This window comes from Fibrobacter succinogenes subsp. succinogenes S85 (assembly GCF_000146505.1).
Taxonomy (GTDB): domain Bacteria; phylum Fibrobacterota; class Fibrobacteria; order Fibrobacterales; family Fibrobacteraceae; genus Fibrobacter; species Fibrobacter succinogenes.
In genome coordinates this window covers 1,748,984-1,764,397 of sequence record NC_017448.1, presented here as the reverse complement: position 1 = coordinate 1,764,397, position 15,414 = coordinate 1,748,984, and the positions used below count along the sequence as shown (strand labels likewise).

The 15,414-nt window shown below is 46.0% G+C and carries 14 protein-coding genes; 10 read left to right on the top strand and 4 right to left on the bottom strand.

The annotated features are described in order from the left end of the window. Positions 1 to 46: 46 nt before the first annotated feature. The 6 genes from FSU_RS07205 (at position 47) to FSU_RS07180 (ending at position 6,022) form a co-directional block, all read left to right on the top strand. A complete protein-coding gene (locus tag FSU_RS07205) occupies positions 47 to 724 on the top strand; it encodes a hypothetical protein (protein WP_014545798.1) in 678 nt (225 codons plus the stop codon). Between the two features lie 106 nt (positions 725 to 830). Then, the gene (locus FSU_RS07200; protein ID WP_014545797.1) at positions 831 to 2,048 is read left to right on the top strand and encodes a PD-(D/E)XK nuclease family protein; all 1,218 of its coding nucleotides are present in this window, start codon (positions 831 to 833) and stop codon (positions 2,046 to 2,048) included. 90 nt (positions 2,049 to 2,138) lie between these two features. Further along, positions 2,139 to 4,442: an AAA family ATPase gene (locus tag FSU_RS07195; RefSeq protein ID WP_015731908.1), complete on the top strand. Its 2,304-nt coding sequence runs from the start codon at positions 2,139 to 2,141 to the stop codon at positions 4,440 to 4,442. Positions 4,443 to 4,682: 240 nt separating this feature from the next. Then, positions 4,683 to 4,877, top strand: a complete 195-nt coding sequence (locus FSU_RS16295; RefSeq protein ID WP_015731907.1) for a hypothetical protein — start codon at positions 4,683 to 4,685, stop codon at positions 4,875 to 4,877. Beyond that, complete coding sequence (locus tag FSU_RS07185; RefSeq protein WP_014545796.1) at positions 4,865 to 5,458, top strand: N-acetyltransferase; 594 nt, start codon at positions 4,865 to 4,867, stop codon at positions 5,456 to 5,458. Before FSU_RS16295 ends, FSU_RS07185 begins: the two co-directional genes overlap by 13 nt. A 78-nt stretch (positions 5,459 to 5,536) precedes the next feature. After that, positions 5,537 to 6,022, top strand: coding sequence for a hypothetical protein (locus FSU_RS07180; protein WP_014545795.1), 486 nt, complete (start codon positions 5,537 to 5,539; stop codon positions 6,020 to 6,022). A gap of 3 nt (positions 6,023 to 6,025) precedes the next feature. On the opposite strand, the gene FSU_RS07175 is transcribed toward FSU_RS07180, so the two are convergent. Genes FSU_RS07175 through FSU_RS07165 form a run of 3 tightly spaced genes read right to left on the bottom strand, consistent with a single transcriptional unit; the run spans position 6,026 to position 9,905 of the window. Further along, positions 6,026 to 7,762: an AAA family ATPase gene (locus tag FSU_RS07175; protein WP_015731906.1), complete on the bottom strand. Its 1,737-nt coding sequence runs from the start codon at positions 7,760 to 7,762 to the stop codon at positions 6,026 to 6,028. Between the two features lie 60 nt (positions 7,763 to 7,822). Beyond that, positions 7,823 to 8,656, bottom strand: a complete 834-nt coding sequence (locus FSU_RS07170; protein ID WP_014545794.1) for a tRNA threonylcarbamoyladenosine dehydratase — start codon at positions 8,654 to 8,656, stop codon at positions 7,823 to 7,825. Between the two features lie 25 nt (positions 8,657 to 8,681). Further along, positions 8,682 to 9,905 (bottom strand): aminotransferase class V-fold PLP-dependent enzyme, encoded by a 1,224-nt coding sequence (locus FSU_RS07165; RefSeq protein ID WP_014545793.1) that lies wholly within the window; start codon positions 9,903 to 9,905, stop codon positions 8,682 to 8,684. Between the two features lie 180 nt (positions 9,906 to 10,085). Between FSU_RS07165 and FSU_RS07160 the strand changes: the two genes are divergently transcribed. Together FSU_RS07160 and epmA are read left to right on the top strand one after the other, a co-directional pair. Next, positions 10,086 to 11,462: an FISUMP domain-containing protein gene (locus tag FSU_RS07160; protein WP_014545792.1), complete on the top strand. Its 1,377-nt coding sequence runs from the start codon at positions 10,086 to 10,088 to the stop codon at positions 11,460 to 11,462. Then, complete coding sequence (gene epmA / locus FSU_RS07155) at positions 11,462 to 12,433, top strand: EF-P lysine aminoacylase EpmA (protein WP_014545791.1); 972 nt, start codon at positions 11,462 to 11,464, stop codon at positions 12,431 to 12,433. The genes FSU_RS07160 and epmA overlap by 1 nt, the downstream gene beginning before the upstream one ends. A gap of 108 nt (positions 12,434 to 12,541) precedes the next feature. Here epmA and FSU_RS07150 read toward each other — a convergent pair whose 3' ends face one another. Next, entirely contained in the window at positions 12,542 to 13,060 is a 519-nt protein-coding gene (locus FSU_RS07150) for a TlpA family protein disulfide reductase (protein WP_014545790.1), read from the bottom strand. Between the two features lie 51 nt (positions 13,061 to 13,111). Between FSU_RS07150 and FSU_RS07145 the strand changes: the two genes are divergently transcribed. Both FSU_RS07145 and FSU_RS07140 read left to right on the top strand, forming a co-directional pair. Next, positions 13,112 to 14,179 carry a type IV pilus twitching motility protein PilT gene (locus FSU_RS07145; RefSeq protein WP_014545789.1) on the top strand — a complete coding sequence of 356 codons (1,068 nt, stop codon included), beginning with the start codon at positions 13,112 to 13,114 and terminating at the stop codon, positions 14,177 to 14,179. 3 nt (positions 14,180 to 14,182) lie between these two features. Next, a complete protein-coding gene (locus tag FSU_RS07140) occupies positions 14,183 to 15,385 on the top strand; it encodes a type II secretion system F family protein (RefSeq protein ID WP_014545788.1) in 1,203 nt (400 codons plus the stop codon). Positions 15,386 to 15,414: the final 29 nt, after the last annotated feature.

Below are 15,414 nucleotides of genomic sequence, written 5' to 3'. Positions count from 1 at the left end.
TGATTGAAGAAAACCTTGATGAAATTTTAAAATAGGGAATTCTACCATGACGCCACAAGTTAAACAACTTTACAAAATCCTTTACGAAAAGACGAAATCTTTGCCCAATAGCGATGCTTTGGGCATTATGCCGACGCATTTTGTTGGTCCGCAAAGCCACTTTAAGAAAGGGTTGCCGATGTTCGTTGGTCGTGATACTTACGGTCTTGGGCAAGACAAGGTTCCGCTTGTGACCGATTACGAATACGATGAACTGAACTGGCTCAAATCTAGGGATGGTTATTATTATGATGATTCTCCTTTTTGGCGAGTTGTCGGTCATGTTCTTGAAAGAGTTCGCGGAGAGTCGTATGGTCCGGACGTTTTCCATGATTTTTATTGGAGTGATTTGTATAAAATTAATTTCCGTGCGAAACAGGGAACCACGCAGGGCTTAAGGAGTGAACAGATTAATGAATGTGCTCAATTGCTGCTTGCAGAAATGGATGATTTAGATCCTTGTTTTTCCGTTTTCTTGACCGGTATCTACGAAAGTGGAAAAGGTGTTGGTCGATTCTTTGAACGCTGGGAACCCTGCGGTCAATTGAAGTCTAAAAACGAATCTACGGGCGAATTTACCCTAGTAGGCGAATCTGGAAAAATGCATTGCTGCATTGTCGTCCCGCATCCACAGGGAAAAGTACAGGAAGAGATTATTCAGAAGATTTGCGCCCTATGGAAATAAATGTCAAAAAAGTTAAGGAGGTATGCTGACGACGTTAATTGTCGTGCGTTGAATCTACATTCTTCTAGTCTGATATAATCATATTTAATGTTAAGAGGATTTACTTATGGAAAAAGATGAAAATCAGCTTGAAAAGTTTAAAGAACTTCTTAACAAGTTTAACAACTTTCTTCCCAAGCCGATGTATGAGCCGACTTATTTGGAATTGTGCGAGTATCCGTGGAATCGGCTAGAAGAAATATGCTCGAGAATATTCGCTTTTTTCTTTGATTCAAGAAATCCACATGGGTTTAGAACTCTTTTTTTTAATTCGCTTTTTGATGCTTATCGAGAAAAGTATCCAGTAGAAGTGGAGAATTTTGATAAGAAAAATATCATGCATACTCGAAGCGTTTGTGCTGAAACAGAAATATATACTGAAAAAGGGAATCGCATTGATTTACTGTTGACAACAGATTGCTTAAAAGTGTGTATAGAAAATAAAATTGATGCTCCTGCGTACAATGATTTTAATGATTATTATGATTATGTTAAAAATGAAAGTGAATGTTATGATTTACACACGGTGTGTATTCTTTTTGCTTTATGTCAAAAGGCTGAATATGAGAATGTAAATCCTAATTTTAAAACGATTTATTATAGAGAGTTTTTAGAAAAGTTAAAACAAAATTTAGGTAATTATTTAACACAATGTAATTCCAAATATCTTCCTGTTTTAACAGATTTTATCTTATTTTTAGACCGAAAGGGAGGCTATATGTCGGATTTTTCTAAAGATGAAAAAGATTTCTTTCTTAATGATGAAAATAATAGAATTATAGAACAACTAATTGAACGCAGAAATCTTTTTTTGGAAAAACAAAGAGTTGAAAATAATCAACATATTGATAAAATAAAGAATCTTCTTGCCTTAAAGGAAAATGCAACTTTTTGCGAATTTATGAAGAAAGAGATTTGGATAAATCCTCGGGATAAGAGGCGTTATTTTTATCTAAAAGGATGTTTTGAAGAAAATAATCCTAAATACGCATTAGGAATAGAGGCTGGTTTTAATAAGAAAAAATTTGATATTAGCCTTAGTGTATGGCAAGGTGATGGTGATAGAGCCAGGGAAGCTTTGTATAAAAAGTTGATTGATGGTAAAATAGATGTTATAAAAACGACTCATGATTTGTCACAGAATGAAAAATGGAGTATTATTGTACAATCTATAGATGAAAATGATGATAAACAAATTGTGGATGGTTTGTATGATGTGTACAAAAAAACTGAAAAAATTGTAAATGAGGCGAAAGTAGAGAATAAAGCAAATGAAGCCATGTAGGATTTTGTGTGGCTTGTTAAAAAATCTCGCACGACATTAATTGTCGTGCGTTTCTTTTATATTGCATGGTGCAAAATTGAGGTTAAAACCATGCAGTTACATTACGAAAATACAATCGAAAATTACTTTAAAAATAAGCGCAAAATGCTTGGTAAAGAAGGTGTCTCTGAAAAGTCTCTGAGCGGTCAGCCGACTTTTATGGACTTGAAAATTATGGAATTTTGGAGCCGCTTTATGCGGTATTATCCAGATGGGGATTGTCGGGTCTTTTGCGACAAGTATATAACAGATGAATGCGTTGCGACTTTTTTGGATAGAGTGTATGAAGCCCGTGAACGCATTGAACTCCCTACTGGAATTACGACGGAGATTGAGAATAAGTGGTACAAGGCGAAGGATCTTCTTGAAGAATTCCATAAAAGCCGAAGAATCATTTTTGCAAAGCATTTCCTGAGCTTTGTTGCTCATTGGGGCGATGGTGATGTTTATACACGCCTGTTGCTTTCTCGGTCAATTCAAGAGTGTTCCGCAAACTGGCTTGCTGGCGGATGCGATGAAAGCGATGTGTCGATGCAGAGGGCTTTTGAATTGAAGCGTCTTTTCCATCTTTCGGATGAAGCCTTGGATCTTGTGCTGTATTTATGGCTGCGCGATCATCATAACATGTTTTTTAAGGTTGAAAAGATCTCGAAAATGTTTGATTACTTTGATCCGTCCGAACGGGGATCGTTTAGGCGAATTTCTTTGATTGCTGGGTTGGAGCCGGAAACGTTGCATGAACTCTGTTCAAAGGAGAGCGCGCTTATCAAGTTTCAGCTGGTGCGTATGGAGGAAACGAATCGAAATGCAGATTTGAAAATCAAGCGGCGTGAACTGTATTTGGCGAGCGAGGTAAGCGATTTCCTGTCTGGTTTTTCGGATATATCAAGGATTATGGATTTGAAAACTGCGCCAAAACCTTGCGTTGGTTATGCGCAAATTGTCAAGACGAATCCGCAGGCGTTCTTTGTTTTGCAGATGCTGAAAACTCATCAGAAGGGTTCGCCTCTCAATATTCTTTTTTACGGTCGTGAAGGGACGGGAAAAACGGAACTTGCGAAAGCGCTTGCTCAGGAGTTGAATGTCCCTATGCTTGCTGTGGGCATGGGCGATGAATCTATGGATAAGGAATCCCTTTTGCAGACTCGTTTGCGTTCCATGTTGCTTGCTGATTGGGAATGTGAGCGGTGTGGTGGCATAATTCTGATGGACGAAGCTGATTTGGTCTTGAATCAGGCGGAGAAAGGTTTGCTGAATATCATTTTTGAAAATCTGAAAACGCCTGTTATTTGGATTACGAATAATATTGCGTGTATTGAAAATAGTACTCGTCGCCGGTTTGACTATTCGCTGGAATTTTTTACGTTCAGTAATAAAGAACGTGTTGCAATTTGGCAGTCTGTTCTTAAAGCGCAGCAGGCTGAATCGATTTTGTGCAACGACGAAATAGAGAATATTGCCAAGGAAATTCCCGTGATGGCGGGGAGCATAACTTTGGCGGTGCGTCAGGCGCAGCGGATGCAGGCGGCGGATTTTTCCCCGTTGAATGTGGTGCGTGAGATTGCGTCGTCTCATGCCAAACTTTTGGGCATATCGATGGGCTCGCAGAAGGCGAAAGAATTTGAATACAATATGGAATGTGTCCGCATTTCTAGCGGGGATATAAAGAATATTGACTATGTCATTCCGATGCTCAAAAATTTTGATGCGCAATGGCGATCTTCGACATTGAATGGTCGCAGAGAAAACTTGAACATCTTTTTGTATGGTCCTCCGGGAACGGGGAAGTCGGCTTATGCAAAGCATATTGCTCAAGATATTCTTGGTCGCGATTTGCTCGTGAAACGTGCAAGCGATATCCTTGGCGGAATTGTGGGCGATACGGAACGCAACATTCGTGAAATGTTCAGAGAAGCTGAACAGAGCGATGCTATTCTCTTCATTGACGAAGCTGATAGCTTTTTTGAAAATCGTGGTAATGCAAAAAATCACTGGGAAGTGACTTTGGTAAATGAGTTTATATGCCAAATGGATTCGTTCAACGGAATGCTTATTGCAGCCACGAATTACGAGAACGTTTTGGATTGGGCGATCCGCCGGCGTTTTCAGCTGAAGCTAGCGTTTGACTATATGGACTCTAAGCAGGTTTCGAAAACATGGACATCGTTTTTTGGGGATAAATGCCCAAGAGAAGTTCTTGCTTGCGATAACGTGTCTATCAGCGATTTCCAAAATGTTCGCCGTAAACTTGTCTACGTTCCCGCTGACTTGCGCACGCGAGAACTGATTATGCAGAACATGCTCGAAGAAATTGCCAACAAAGATGACCATCAAGGACGCAGATTGGGGCTGTAATTTATTTTACAGTAAAGTTACAAATCGGCACTTGTCGCTATATTCAAATATTGATACATTAATGCATGACCCTAGAAAAGGCCTCAGGCATCCGAAAAATTTCGGATGCTTTTTCTTTTTTTCAAAACTAGGAGGCTAAATGAGTCAAGAAAAAACACGTTCGTATTCAGTTGGATTCCGGCAACGGCGGTATTTAGAATTGCAAATCGAAACGGTAAAATGTATATTAGGAGAACAAATATGGCCTTAGCAATTAGCAATATCCCAATTTTGACGGATGCGGTGGCGGAATCTTTCGTGAAAAATGCGGAAGAGGCAGAACGTAACCGCGGATCTATCGACTTTACTCGGCAACATTCTGAGTGGAGTGGGTTTGATATGCGCAATGCTGCACGAATTGCTAAACTGAGGGCCGAAGGAAAATGGCCTTTTTAGAATCTAATTGCATTCGCACGGCTCTGACTCCATCAGTTTTAAATCGTTGTAATGCTTTTTCTTGTGGTAACGAAGACTTGGATTCGTTCTTTTCTAAGGATGCTGTCATGTATAGCCAACAACTGATGGGCAAAACTTATGTTTTTGTAGATTCATCTACCTTAAAAGATGTAGTTTGTGCTTTTACTGTATCTAATGCAAGTATTTTTACAAACTATCTTCCCAATGCACGAAAGAAACAGATTGGTAAAAATCTACCTTGGGAAAAACGGGATTTGATATATCCTGCTGTGTTGATTGGCCGACTTGGCGTAGGTGTTCCTTTTAAAAAACAGCATGTCGGAAGTGAGCTGCTTGACTATATCAAACAGTGGTTTGTAGATCCTGATAACAAGACCGGGTGTCGTTATCTTGTGGTTGATGCGTACAATCTGCCAATTCCGCTTTCGTTTTATGAGGCTAATGGCTTTCGGTACATGTTTTCATCTGAAGAACAGGAGTGCCAGTATCGGAATATAGAGTCGTCTGCATCTTTGCATACTCGCATGATGTATTTTGATTTGATGCTGTTGTCAAATTAAATTCTGTTGGTATGTCGGACGACGTTAATTGTCGTCCGTTGAATCTACATTCTTGATAGTCTCAAAAAAAGAGGATTCATGACTATCAAAGAATTTCTAAAAGCAAAAACCCTGTTTTGCGTTGTGCAAGGTAAGGACCTTAGTGAGCGAATTGTTGCCGCACTCGGTAATTGCCCTATGTGGGAAGATGTTGACGTTTTCAAGGACGAGGTGGGCGAAGAATGGGATGATTTCGCTGCTACGGAACATTGCCGGCTGCTTGTAAACAGTTGCAAAAAGGATTCTCCGTATATTGTTCTTTATTGCGACGTGGCTGAATATCGCTGCGAAGACACGGAATCTCCTGTAACGGTCGCCAAGCTCCGCGAATTTCTTAGTTGCTTTACGTGTTCTGAATGGGATTCGACTTCTTGGATTTCGAAGTACCCTGATTTTTACTCAGAAAAAACGGTAAAAGCTTTTACCAATGGTGTTGTGGAATTCTCTGCAAAAGAAACGAACGAAAGTCCGAAACTCTTTATGCTAATCCCGCAAAACGTCTGGAATGAAAATAATTATATGTAAATTTTATAGCCCTTTCAGATACTCTTCTACATTCAAATAATTAATATCGCCAAAGCGGTCTTTTGCTCCGCGGTAGATGACGTTCTTGCTTAAGATTTTTCCGTAGCGGAATTCCGTCTCGGCACATTTCTTGGGGTCAAGCAAATGGCGACATTGCTCTTTGGCAATTTTGTCGCTGTGCTTGATTTCGTAAATTTCGGAACAGGCATTTTGTGGGTCGAATACCACCATGTCGAATTCTCCGACGGCAAACTGTAATTGGAAAACTTGCTTTGTGGGTTTTGCAATTTTGGTTTCCAGGAGTACGATTTCTTCCATCATGCGTCCACGGATTTCATCGAGAATTCGTTTCTCGATTGCCATACGCTCAGTAATCGGAACTTGTTTGAACGTCTCGTCTAGCAAAAGGCTCTTGATGAGTGCTGATGCTTGGGCGTAACGGAGTCCTGGTTGCGAAAGAACTGTACGTGTACGGTGCTCGTTCAGGTTGGACATGTTGACAATATCGATGCCGCAAGTCAAATCGAGTAAGTCGAGATATTCCTTGATTTCTATGCGGTGTGGCTCGCTGATTTCTACAGATTGTTCTGCTTTGTCCTTGATGAGCAAAAGATGTTTTAGTTGTTTTGTAAAAGCATTGATATCGATGCGGTCGAGAATGTCGGTGGGCTTGTTTCTGTCGCGACGCAAATTCGATGCTGAAATTCTCAAATCGCTTGACTTGAATTTTTTAGTCAGTACGTCTATGGTAAATCTGTGGTTGACGTCTTCGACGATGCGATTGATGGCGCTCGTTAATTCGCCAGCATTGTATAGATCTTGCAATGCGCGGAAGTGCCCTTCGTGCTGGTAGCATTTGAGGGAATGTTGGATGTTGCGTGCAATGGCGGAATCCACGTAATCGTTTGCGCTTTTTTGTGTGGCAAAAGTAAACTTGTCTGTGTTGTAGTTGCTCCCGCCCATGCTCATCGTTCCACCGAATTCGATAAATTTATCAATGCCTGCAATTCCAAGAACGTTTTCAAATTCCCGATAGGGGATGAATGTCGTGTGCAATAAAATGCAACGGTCATAAAGTTGCTCGTCTTCGGAAAAAACGAATCCCAAGGAATCGGTTCCCGATAGGACCACCTTCATCCCGCCGGCGGCGAAAATATCGGAGAATAATGCGGCACCTTCGATGAAATCGTTTAGCAATGTCACTTCGTCAATGAATACGTAACGAAAACCAAGCAATTCTAATTGTTTCAGGTCGTGGTTGACGTCGGCGAGCGAATGTCTAGAGCTCAGCTGAATAAACGCCGTTTTCTGTTGCATGTCGGCAGACATTTCGCCAATAAGTTGGCGGATGAGCGTCGTTTTGCCTGTGCGACGTAGCCCGTATAGGATGAGAACTCGGTCGTTGTTTTCTCCGTAAATGTAATCGTGGAGCGCGCTGAACCATTCACGCTTTTTCCATTTCATGACGGGTTCGAAAAAACGGGTAAGCTGTGCTCCAATTTTTATGTCGGTTTTGAATTCGGGTTTTGCTGAATATGGAGCGGTGTTTTCGGCGACCACTAGTTGCTGAATGTTTCTTGACGAATTCTTTTTCGCTTTTTCTGTCGCAATTTTTGCAGCGAGTTCCGCAAATTCATCATCCTTGACACGGCGACTGTGCTGCTTGCCGTTTTCGGTCCATTGATAGTAAGCGTAACGCTTGCCGTTGATGGTCTTAAATGTAATTCCGCCGATGCTCATGCTCTCTCCTTTTAACTTTAATTTAACTTATTAAGTTAAAAAAGTCAAGAGCAAGTTAAATCACTCAGCTTGCGTTAGCGCTTTCTGATAAATGTCGTTCATCACAAGACCTGCAATCATAAAGCCGAAAATGGCCGTGGCATGTGCCATGGTGCCGTTGATTTGAGCCTTGCTGCTACACCATTCGTGATCGACAAGTTCGGCGTTCTTGAGTTCCGCTTCACTGCGTTCTTGGCGGACTTTAGGACACATGCAGGCGTCGGTTCCGCAAGAAGAATTTTGACCGCGATTTTTCAAGAGTTCGTCGCTATAAACGCAAAGTACTTTTTTCTTGAGCCACAATTTTTTTCGCTTGAACTTGTCGCGAAGTGCGCGTGCGAGCGGGCAACCTGTAACCTTCCAGAATTCGGCGACCTTGATTTTTGTGGGGTTCATCTTGAGGGCGGCTCCCATCGACGAGAATACGGTTGCCTTGGTGTGCGTGGCGTGCCAAAGCAACTGCATCTTGTTTTCGAGGCTGTCGATAGCGTCGATGATGTAATCGAATGTGTCTAGCTGGAACTTGTCCGTATTCGCTTCTTCGTAGATGTCCTGCAGTGCGATGACGTTTGCGTGCGGATTGATTTCTAACAAGCGGTTTTTAAGCACTTCGACTTTGACTTGGCCCACGGTTTTGGTGGTGGCCATCAGCTGGCGGTTTATGTTGGTGACGCACACGCGGTCAGAATCGACGAGCACGAGTTCCTTGATGCCGGAACGCACCAGGCTTTCGGCACACCAACTGCCGACTCCGCCGAGTCCAAAAATGATGACGCGTTTTTGGTAGATACAGTCCATAACATCGTCTCCGAGAAGGAGCGATGTGCGGTTGAAAATGCCTTTTTCAATTCCCATGAGAATCCTGCAAAACTGGCGGAATTTAGGCGAACAGACGGACGACGCGCTTGATGCCGGCGACAAAACGGTCAATGTCGCGCTCGAGTGTGTAAACGCCAAAGCTCAGGCGGAGCGTGGCATCTACGCCAAAACGGTCCATTACCGGTTGCGCGCAATGGTGACCGCTGCGCACGGCGACGTTTTCTTCGTCAAGAATCATGGCTGCATCACCGACGGCGATGCCATCCAACGTAATGCTGATAAGCGCTCCGCGTTCCTTCGGGTTGCCGAGGACTTTTACTTGCGGGATTTCGGCGAGCTGCTTCAGAGCATACTGTGTGATTTGTTCTTCGTGTTTGCGAATATTGTCAAGGCCAACATTGTTCAGCCATTCGATGGCTTTCCCGAGGCCGATGACTTCGGCAATGGCAGGTGTGCCAGCTTCAAAGCGAGCCGGGACGTCAGCGTAAGTCGTCTTTTCGAACGTGACGTTCTTAATCATTTCGCCACCGCCGTGCCATGGCGGCATGCTGTCGAGCACGTCGTACTCGCCGTAAAGAACGCCGATGCCAGTCGGGCCGTACATCTTGTGGCCGCTGAAAGCGAGGAAATCGCAGTCGAGCTTCTGCACGTCAATCTTGATGTGGCTAGAGCTCTGGGCGGCGTCTATCAAAACTTTTGCTTGTGGGGCGAGCTTGCGGGTGGTTGCAATGATTTCTGCAATCGGGTTCACTGTGCCTACGGAGTTGCTCACGTGGGCAACGGCGACCATTTTGGTGCGCGGCGTGAGAAGCTCGGGGAGCTTGCTCAAGTCCAAATCGCCGTCATCGCGGACGGGAATGACCTTGATCTTTGCGCCCTTCATTTCGGCGACGAGCTGCCAGCTTACGATATTGGCGTGGTGTTCCAAACCGCTGATTAAAATTTCATCGCCCGCTTCAAAGAACTTGCGTCCGTAGCTCCAGGCAACGAGATTGATGCTTTCGGTGGTGCCGCGAGTAAAGACGATTTCGTCTTCGGATTTTGCGTTGATAAACTTCGCAACGTCTTTGCGGGTCTTTTCAAAGGCTTCGGTAGTGCGTGCGCTGAGACGGTAAACCCCGCGCTTCACGGAGCTGTAGTGCTCGCGGTAAAAATCGTCCATCGCGTCGATGACGCTTGCGGGCTTCTGGGTTGTGGCGGTGCTGTCCAAAAAGGCGAGCGGCTTTGCTTCTTTGTCGCCTGCGACCAACATCGGGAATTCATTGCGTAAGACTTCTGCGTTCATGCTCCAAAAGATAGAAATCCTCTATAGCCGGAGTCAAATTCAAGTAAAATATTATTAGGGTTCAAGATTTTTTTTGATTATTCATTAGGGATTGTTTATAATTCGTTATATATTAAAACTATTCATAGTGTCATCCTGAGCGAAAGCGAAGGATCTAGTTAAGTTTTAAAAGAGGTTTAGATGAAGAATCTTTTTATAGCAAGTTTGGTTTGTTCTGCAATTTTGGCACAGGGTAGTTTTGCCCAAGAAGCGCTCCGCAAGGCCGTTGATTCCAACAACTGGAAAAAGGTGAAAAAGATTGTCAATTCCGGCGAACTTGAAGAAATCTATTGCGGTAAGATGTCTGCGAAGAATGCGACAAACATTTATGGCAAGCATTTCAAGCAGATGCCGGATGAAGCGTTTGCCGCTTGCCCGTCCCAGTTTGCGTATGGCTTTGGGCCGAAGGTGTGTTCGATGGCGAATGCCGCGAATGCCTGCTCGGGTGTCATCAAGTATTTGCTCGCCGATGGCGAGAAGGGGAGCGCAAAGGCTCTCAAGACGCTAGACGAGGTGGCTAAGGCTGCAACGAAGACGAAGGCTTTTGGAAAACAGTCGCTCGTGAGTGTTGATACGACGGTCTGGAAACCTTGCCCCAAGAAGGGTGCTGCACGAACAAAGTGCATTGCCCAGTGCAAGGTGGATGCGAATTCATTGATGGCGATTGACCATGATGTGAATTGCAAGACGAAACCTGAACAGATGGTGGACAAGACGATTAAGGTCTACAAACCGTCTCCGGTTTTTGCAAGCTTGCGCGAAGGTCTTTCCGAAGGCTTCTGGAAAGCTCCGATGTCTGTTGCCGGGACGTATGCCGCACTCGCTGGCAAGTATGCCAAGGTGCTCTCAATTCCCGATACCGCCGTGACGGGCCTCCATTACGTGAAGTCTTGGGCCGCCAAGCATAAGGGCGCTTCGCTCCCGGGCGGTCAGCTGTTCCGCTTCTGCACGGCTTGGAAGGGCAAGGTCGATCCGATTCTCTCGGAGGCTGGCTTCAGCGCTCGCTGCCCGGTGTTCAAGAACTTTGTGGACAAGCGTGACAAACAAGTTTACAAGGTCAAGGAAATCGGTGGCGTAGATTGGTTCGTCGAAAACTTGAACTACAATGATCCTGATGGCTCGATTTGCTACGACCGCGATGATGCGAACTGCAAAACGTTTGGCCGCCTTTACACGCAAGAAGCCGCCAAGAAGGCTTGCCCGGCAGGCTACCATCTCGCCACGGATGCGGACTGGAAAAAGCTTGAAGAATACGCCGGTGGCGCACGCTCTGCGGCACTCAAGCTCAAGAGCAACGGCAGTGACGATTATGCATTCACGGCCATGTTCGGTGGCTACGCCAACAAGACTGGCGTCTGCACGACGATGGGCGAGGGCGCCTACTTCTGGACTGCCGATTCCGAAGAAGATTCTCGTGGCAAGGCTCGCACAATGTTCAGCTCCGATAAGGATGTCGGCTCCATTTCCGTGGATCCGAGTTTCTATCTTGCGGTCCGTTGTGTAGCCGGAGCTGAGTAATGGAAAATTTGAACTCGGGCGCATTTGCGCCCACTTGCACGCGTGAAACTTGGGTCAAGCGCCAGGCGCTGATGGCCCGCGTCCGTGATTTCTTTGTTCGTCGTAATGCGCTCGAAGTCGAGACGCCTGTGCTTTCTGCATACGGTGGAACGGATCCGCAGCTCGATTACTTTGAGATTGAAGACCCGAAGCGGTTCATGATGACGAGCCCGGAATTTCACATGAAGCGCTTGCTCGCTGCAAAGTTCGGTGACATTTTCCAGATTACAAAGTCGTTCCGCAAGGATGAATTTGGCGGCCACCACAACAACGAGTTCTCGATGGTGGAATGGTACCGCGTGGGTATGATTCAGGACAAACTCATGGACGAAGTCGAAGACCTTGTGAGTGAAATTATTGGGACCAAACTAAATGCCCGCCGCACCCGCTGGATTGATGCTTTCAAGAATTACGCTGGCGTGAATCCGTTTTGTGAAAAGCTTACGGACTTTGCGGATGCTTGCCGCGCTCGCGAGATTCCCGTACCCGAAAAGAGCGAGACGCTCACGCGCGAAGACTGGTGGGACTATCTCATGGTCTTCCTCGTGGAACCTGCTCTCGCAAGTAATGGTCCCGAGTTCATCTTGGATTACCCGCCATCGCAGGCGGCTCTCGCACAGACGTACGTGGATAATGAAGGTTACACGTGGGCTCGCCGCTTTGAGCTTTTCGTGAACCAGGTGGAACTTTGCAATGGTTACACGGAACTTACGGACCCGGTGGAACAACGTCGCCGTTTCTATGCTGATTTGGAAATTCGTAAGGGGATGAACAAGCCCTTACCGCCTATTGACGAACGGTTCCTTGCTGCTCTTGAATCGGGTATGCCAGCTTGCTCTGGTGTGGCTCTCGGGCTCGACCGCCTGTTCATGCTCGCCCTCGGTAAAGAAGAAATCGCTGACGTGATCCTCTTCCCAAGCCCGATAGCGTGAGTAGACGAAAGAGAGGAAATCGCGGCTAAGCCGCCCTATAAAGACGCACGAAGTGCCATTATTTTTCTCTCGTCTTTCGTCTATCAGCGAAGCGATCTTTCGTCTAAATTACTGTCCCAGCAGTCGCTTTAGCTCGTGTCGGACTCTCAGTTCGTTGAGCACTCCGACATCAACGTGCTGGACCTTGTCGTCCTTGTCGACCACATAGCTCACGGGGATCACACCCGGGCTTCCTAGCGCCTTGAGCGCGTCGTAGTTCCAGTGGAGCATCGTCCACGGGATATCCATGCTTCTCTTGTACTTGCGGGCGACCTTCTTGGAGTCGTCCTCGTCAATCATCAGAATCTTGAGGCCCTTCGGTCCAAATTCCTCGTTGAACTGCTTGAGTATCGGAAGTTCCGCCCGGCATGATGGACACCAGGAGGCGGTTAAAACAATAAGCGTTGCAGTCCCCTTCTCGCTTGCGTAGTCCGATTTGCCGCCCATCACATCGTCAGCCGTGAAGTTCACGACCGTTTCTGGGTAGTTCAGGCGCTGTCGGGACTTGGCTTCGAACGCATAAAACGCGAAGCCGAGGAAAATAATTGCCCCTACCCATGCGAGAATTTTATAAGTGGATGAACGCATTGCATAAAGAATTTATGAAATTTTTGAGCTTTTTAAATTATATTCTAGTGCATGGCATATAACATTCAAGATCTTTTAGCAGAAATGGTCAAACGTGGGGCGTCCGACTTGCATATTACGGCCGGCGCACCCCCTCTTATTCGTCTTTCCGGCAAGCTTACCCCCATCGGGGAAAACAAGCTTAAGCCCGACGAAACCATGCGTATGACTTACAGCTTGATGAATGAAGCCCAGAAAAAGACTTTTGAACAGCAAAAGGAATGCGACTTTTCATTCGGTATTGCAAATCTTGCGCGATTCCGTGCGAACGCCTACTTGCAGCGTGGCTGTGTGGCGCTTGCCCTCCGTATTATTCCGCTTGATATCAAGACGTTTAAGGACCTCGGCCTCCCGAAGATTATGGCCGAATTTACGACACGTCCTTCTGGCCTTGTGCTTGTGACGGGTGCTACCGGTTCTGGTAAGTCCACGACCTTGGCTGCCATGATCGACAAGATTAACAAGGAACGTCACGACCACATTCTGACGGTTGAAGACCCGATCGAATTTTTGCATAAGCATCAGGGTTGCATGATCAACCAGCGTGAAGTCGGTAGCGATACGCATAGCTTTGCGCAGGCCCTCAAGATGGCTCTTCGTCAGGACCCGGACGTGGTGCTCATCGGCGAAATGCGTGACTTGGAAACGATCCGCTCGGCGCTTACGATTGCCGAAACGGGTCACTTGACTTTTGCAACGCTTCATACAAACTCTTGCGTGCAGACCATCAACCGTGTGGTCGACGCCTTCCCGAAGGGTGAACAGCAGACCGTGCGTACGCAGCTCTCGTTTGTGCTCCAGGGAGTTATCTGTCAGACCCTTTTGCCAAAGATTGGCGGTGGACGCGTGATGGCGTACGAAGTCATGAACGTGACGCCGGGTATCCGCGCTTTGATCCGTGATGACAAGGTTCACCAGATTGAATCCATGATTGAAATTGGTCAGAAGTTCGGCATGAACACGATGAACATGTGCTTGTGTGAACTTGTCAAGAACCACAAGGTCGATCGTTTTGACGCTCTTGCTCGTTCGTCGAGCCCGGATCAGTTGGAACAGTTGTTTGTAAAGGAAGGGGTGTAATCAATGGCTGAATTTTTGTACAAGGCCCAAAACTCGCAGGGTAATAGCTTTGAAGGTACGCTTGAAGCTAAGGACAGGGCCGAAGCCGAAGCCCTTTTGCTCCGCCGTCGCTTGATTATTACGAGCCTCAAGAAAAAACCGACCGAAATCAAGATTAAGATTGGTTCCGGCATCAAGACCGAAGACATCACCCGTTTTACGCGTATGTTCTCGTCCATGTGCTCGGCGGGTCTTCCAATGTTGCAGTGCTTGAACATTCTTGAAGCGCAGTGCGAAAACCCGGAACTCAAGAACGTTGTGCATAAGCTCACGCAGTCAATTAACGGCGGTTCTTCCTTGGCTGATGCCTTGGCGCAGCACCCGAAGGTTTTTGACTCCCTGTATTGCAACATGGTGGCTGCTGGTGAAGCGGGTGGTATTCTTGAAGGCATTCTGGCTCGTCTGGCAGAAACTCTTGAAAACAACCAGCGCCTCAAACGCAAGGTGAAAAAAGCTTTGACGTACCCGATCATGGTTATTATCGTGGGTATTGTCGTTGTGATTGCACTTATGACGTTCGTGGTGCCGACGTTCGCTGAACAGTTTGCTGCTCTTGATGCAGAACTCCCGGCCCCGACGCAAGTCGTGATGAATATTTCTGACTTTATACGCAACAACGGTGCGTTTATGTTTATTGGCGTTATCATTATCATTTTTGCCTACAAGATGATAATGCGAATACCGCAAGCGCAATTTGCAATGGACAAGTTTACGCTAAAAGTCCCAAAGCTAGGCGATTTGCAGATTAAGTCTGCGACGGCTGGCTTTGCTCGAACGCTCGGAACGCTTTTGAATGCTGGTGTGTCTGTGATGGATGCCTTGAAGGTTGTTGCGACAACCGCAGGTAACAAAGTTGTTGAAAAGGCAATTTATAAGATATCGATTGGTATTGCTGGTGGTAAGTCCATTGCCGAGCCGATGGAAGAAGTGGGCATTTTCCCGCCCATGGTGATCCAGATGACGGGCGTCGGTGAAAAGACTGGTAACTTGGGTGGTATGCTTTTGAAGCTCGCGGACTTCTATGATGAAGAAGTGGACGCCGCAGTTGATGCCGTCGTGAGTATGATTGAACCGCTCATCATCGTGTTCTTGGGCGGTGCCGTCGGTGGCCTCCTGATTGCAATGTATATGCCGATGTTTAGCATGGGCGACGCAATCAAGGGCTAATAAACGGCGTAATACTGCATGTTTTTACA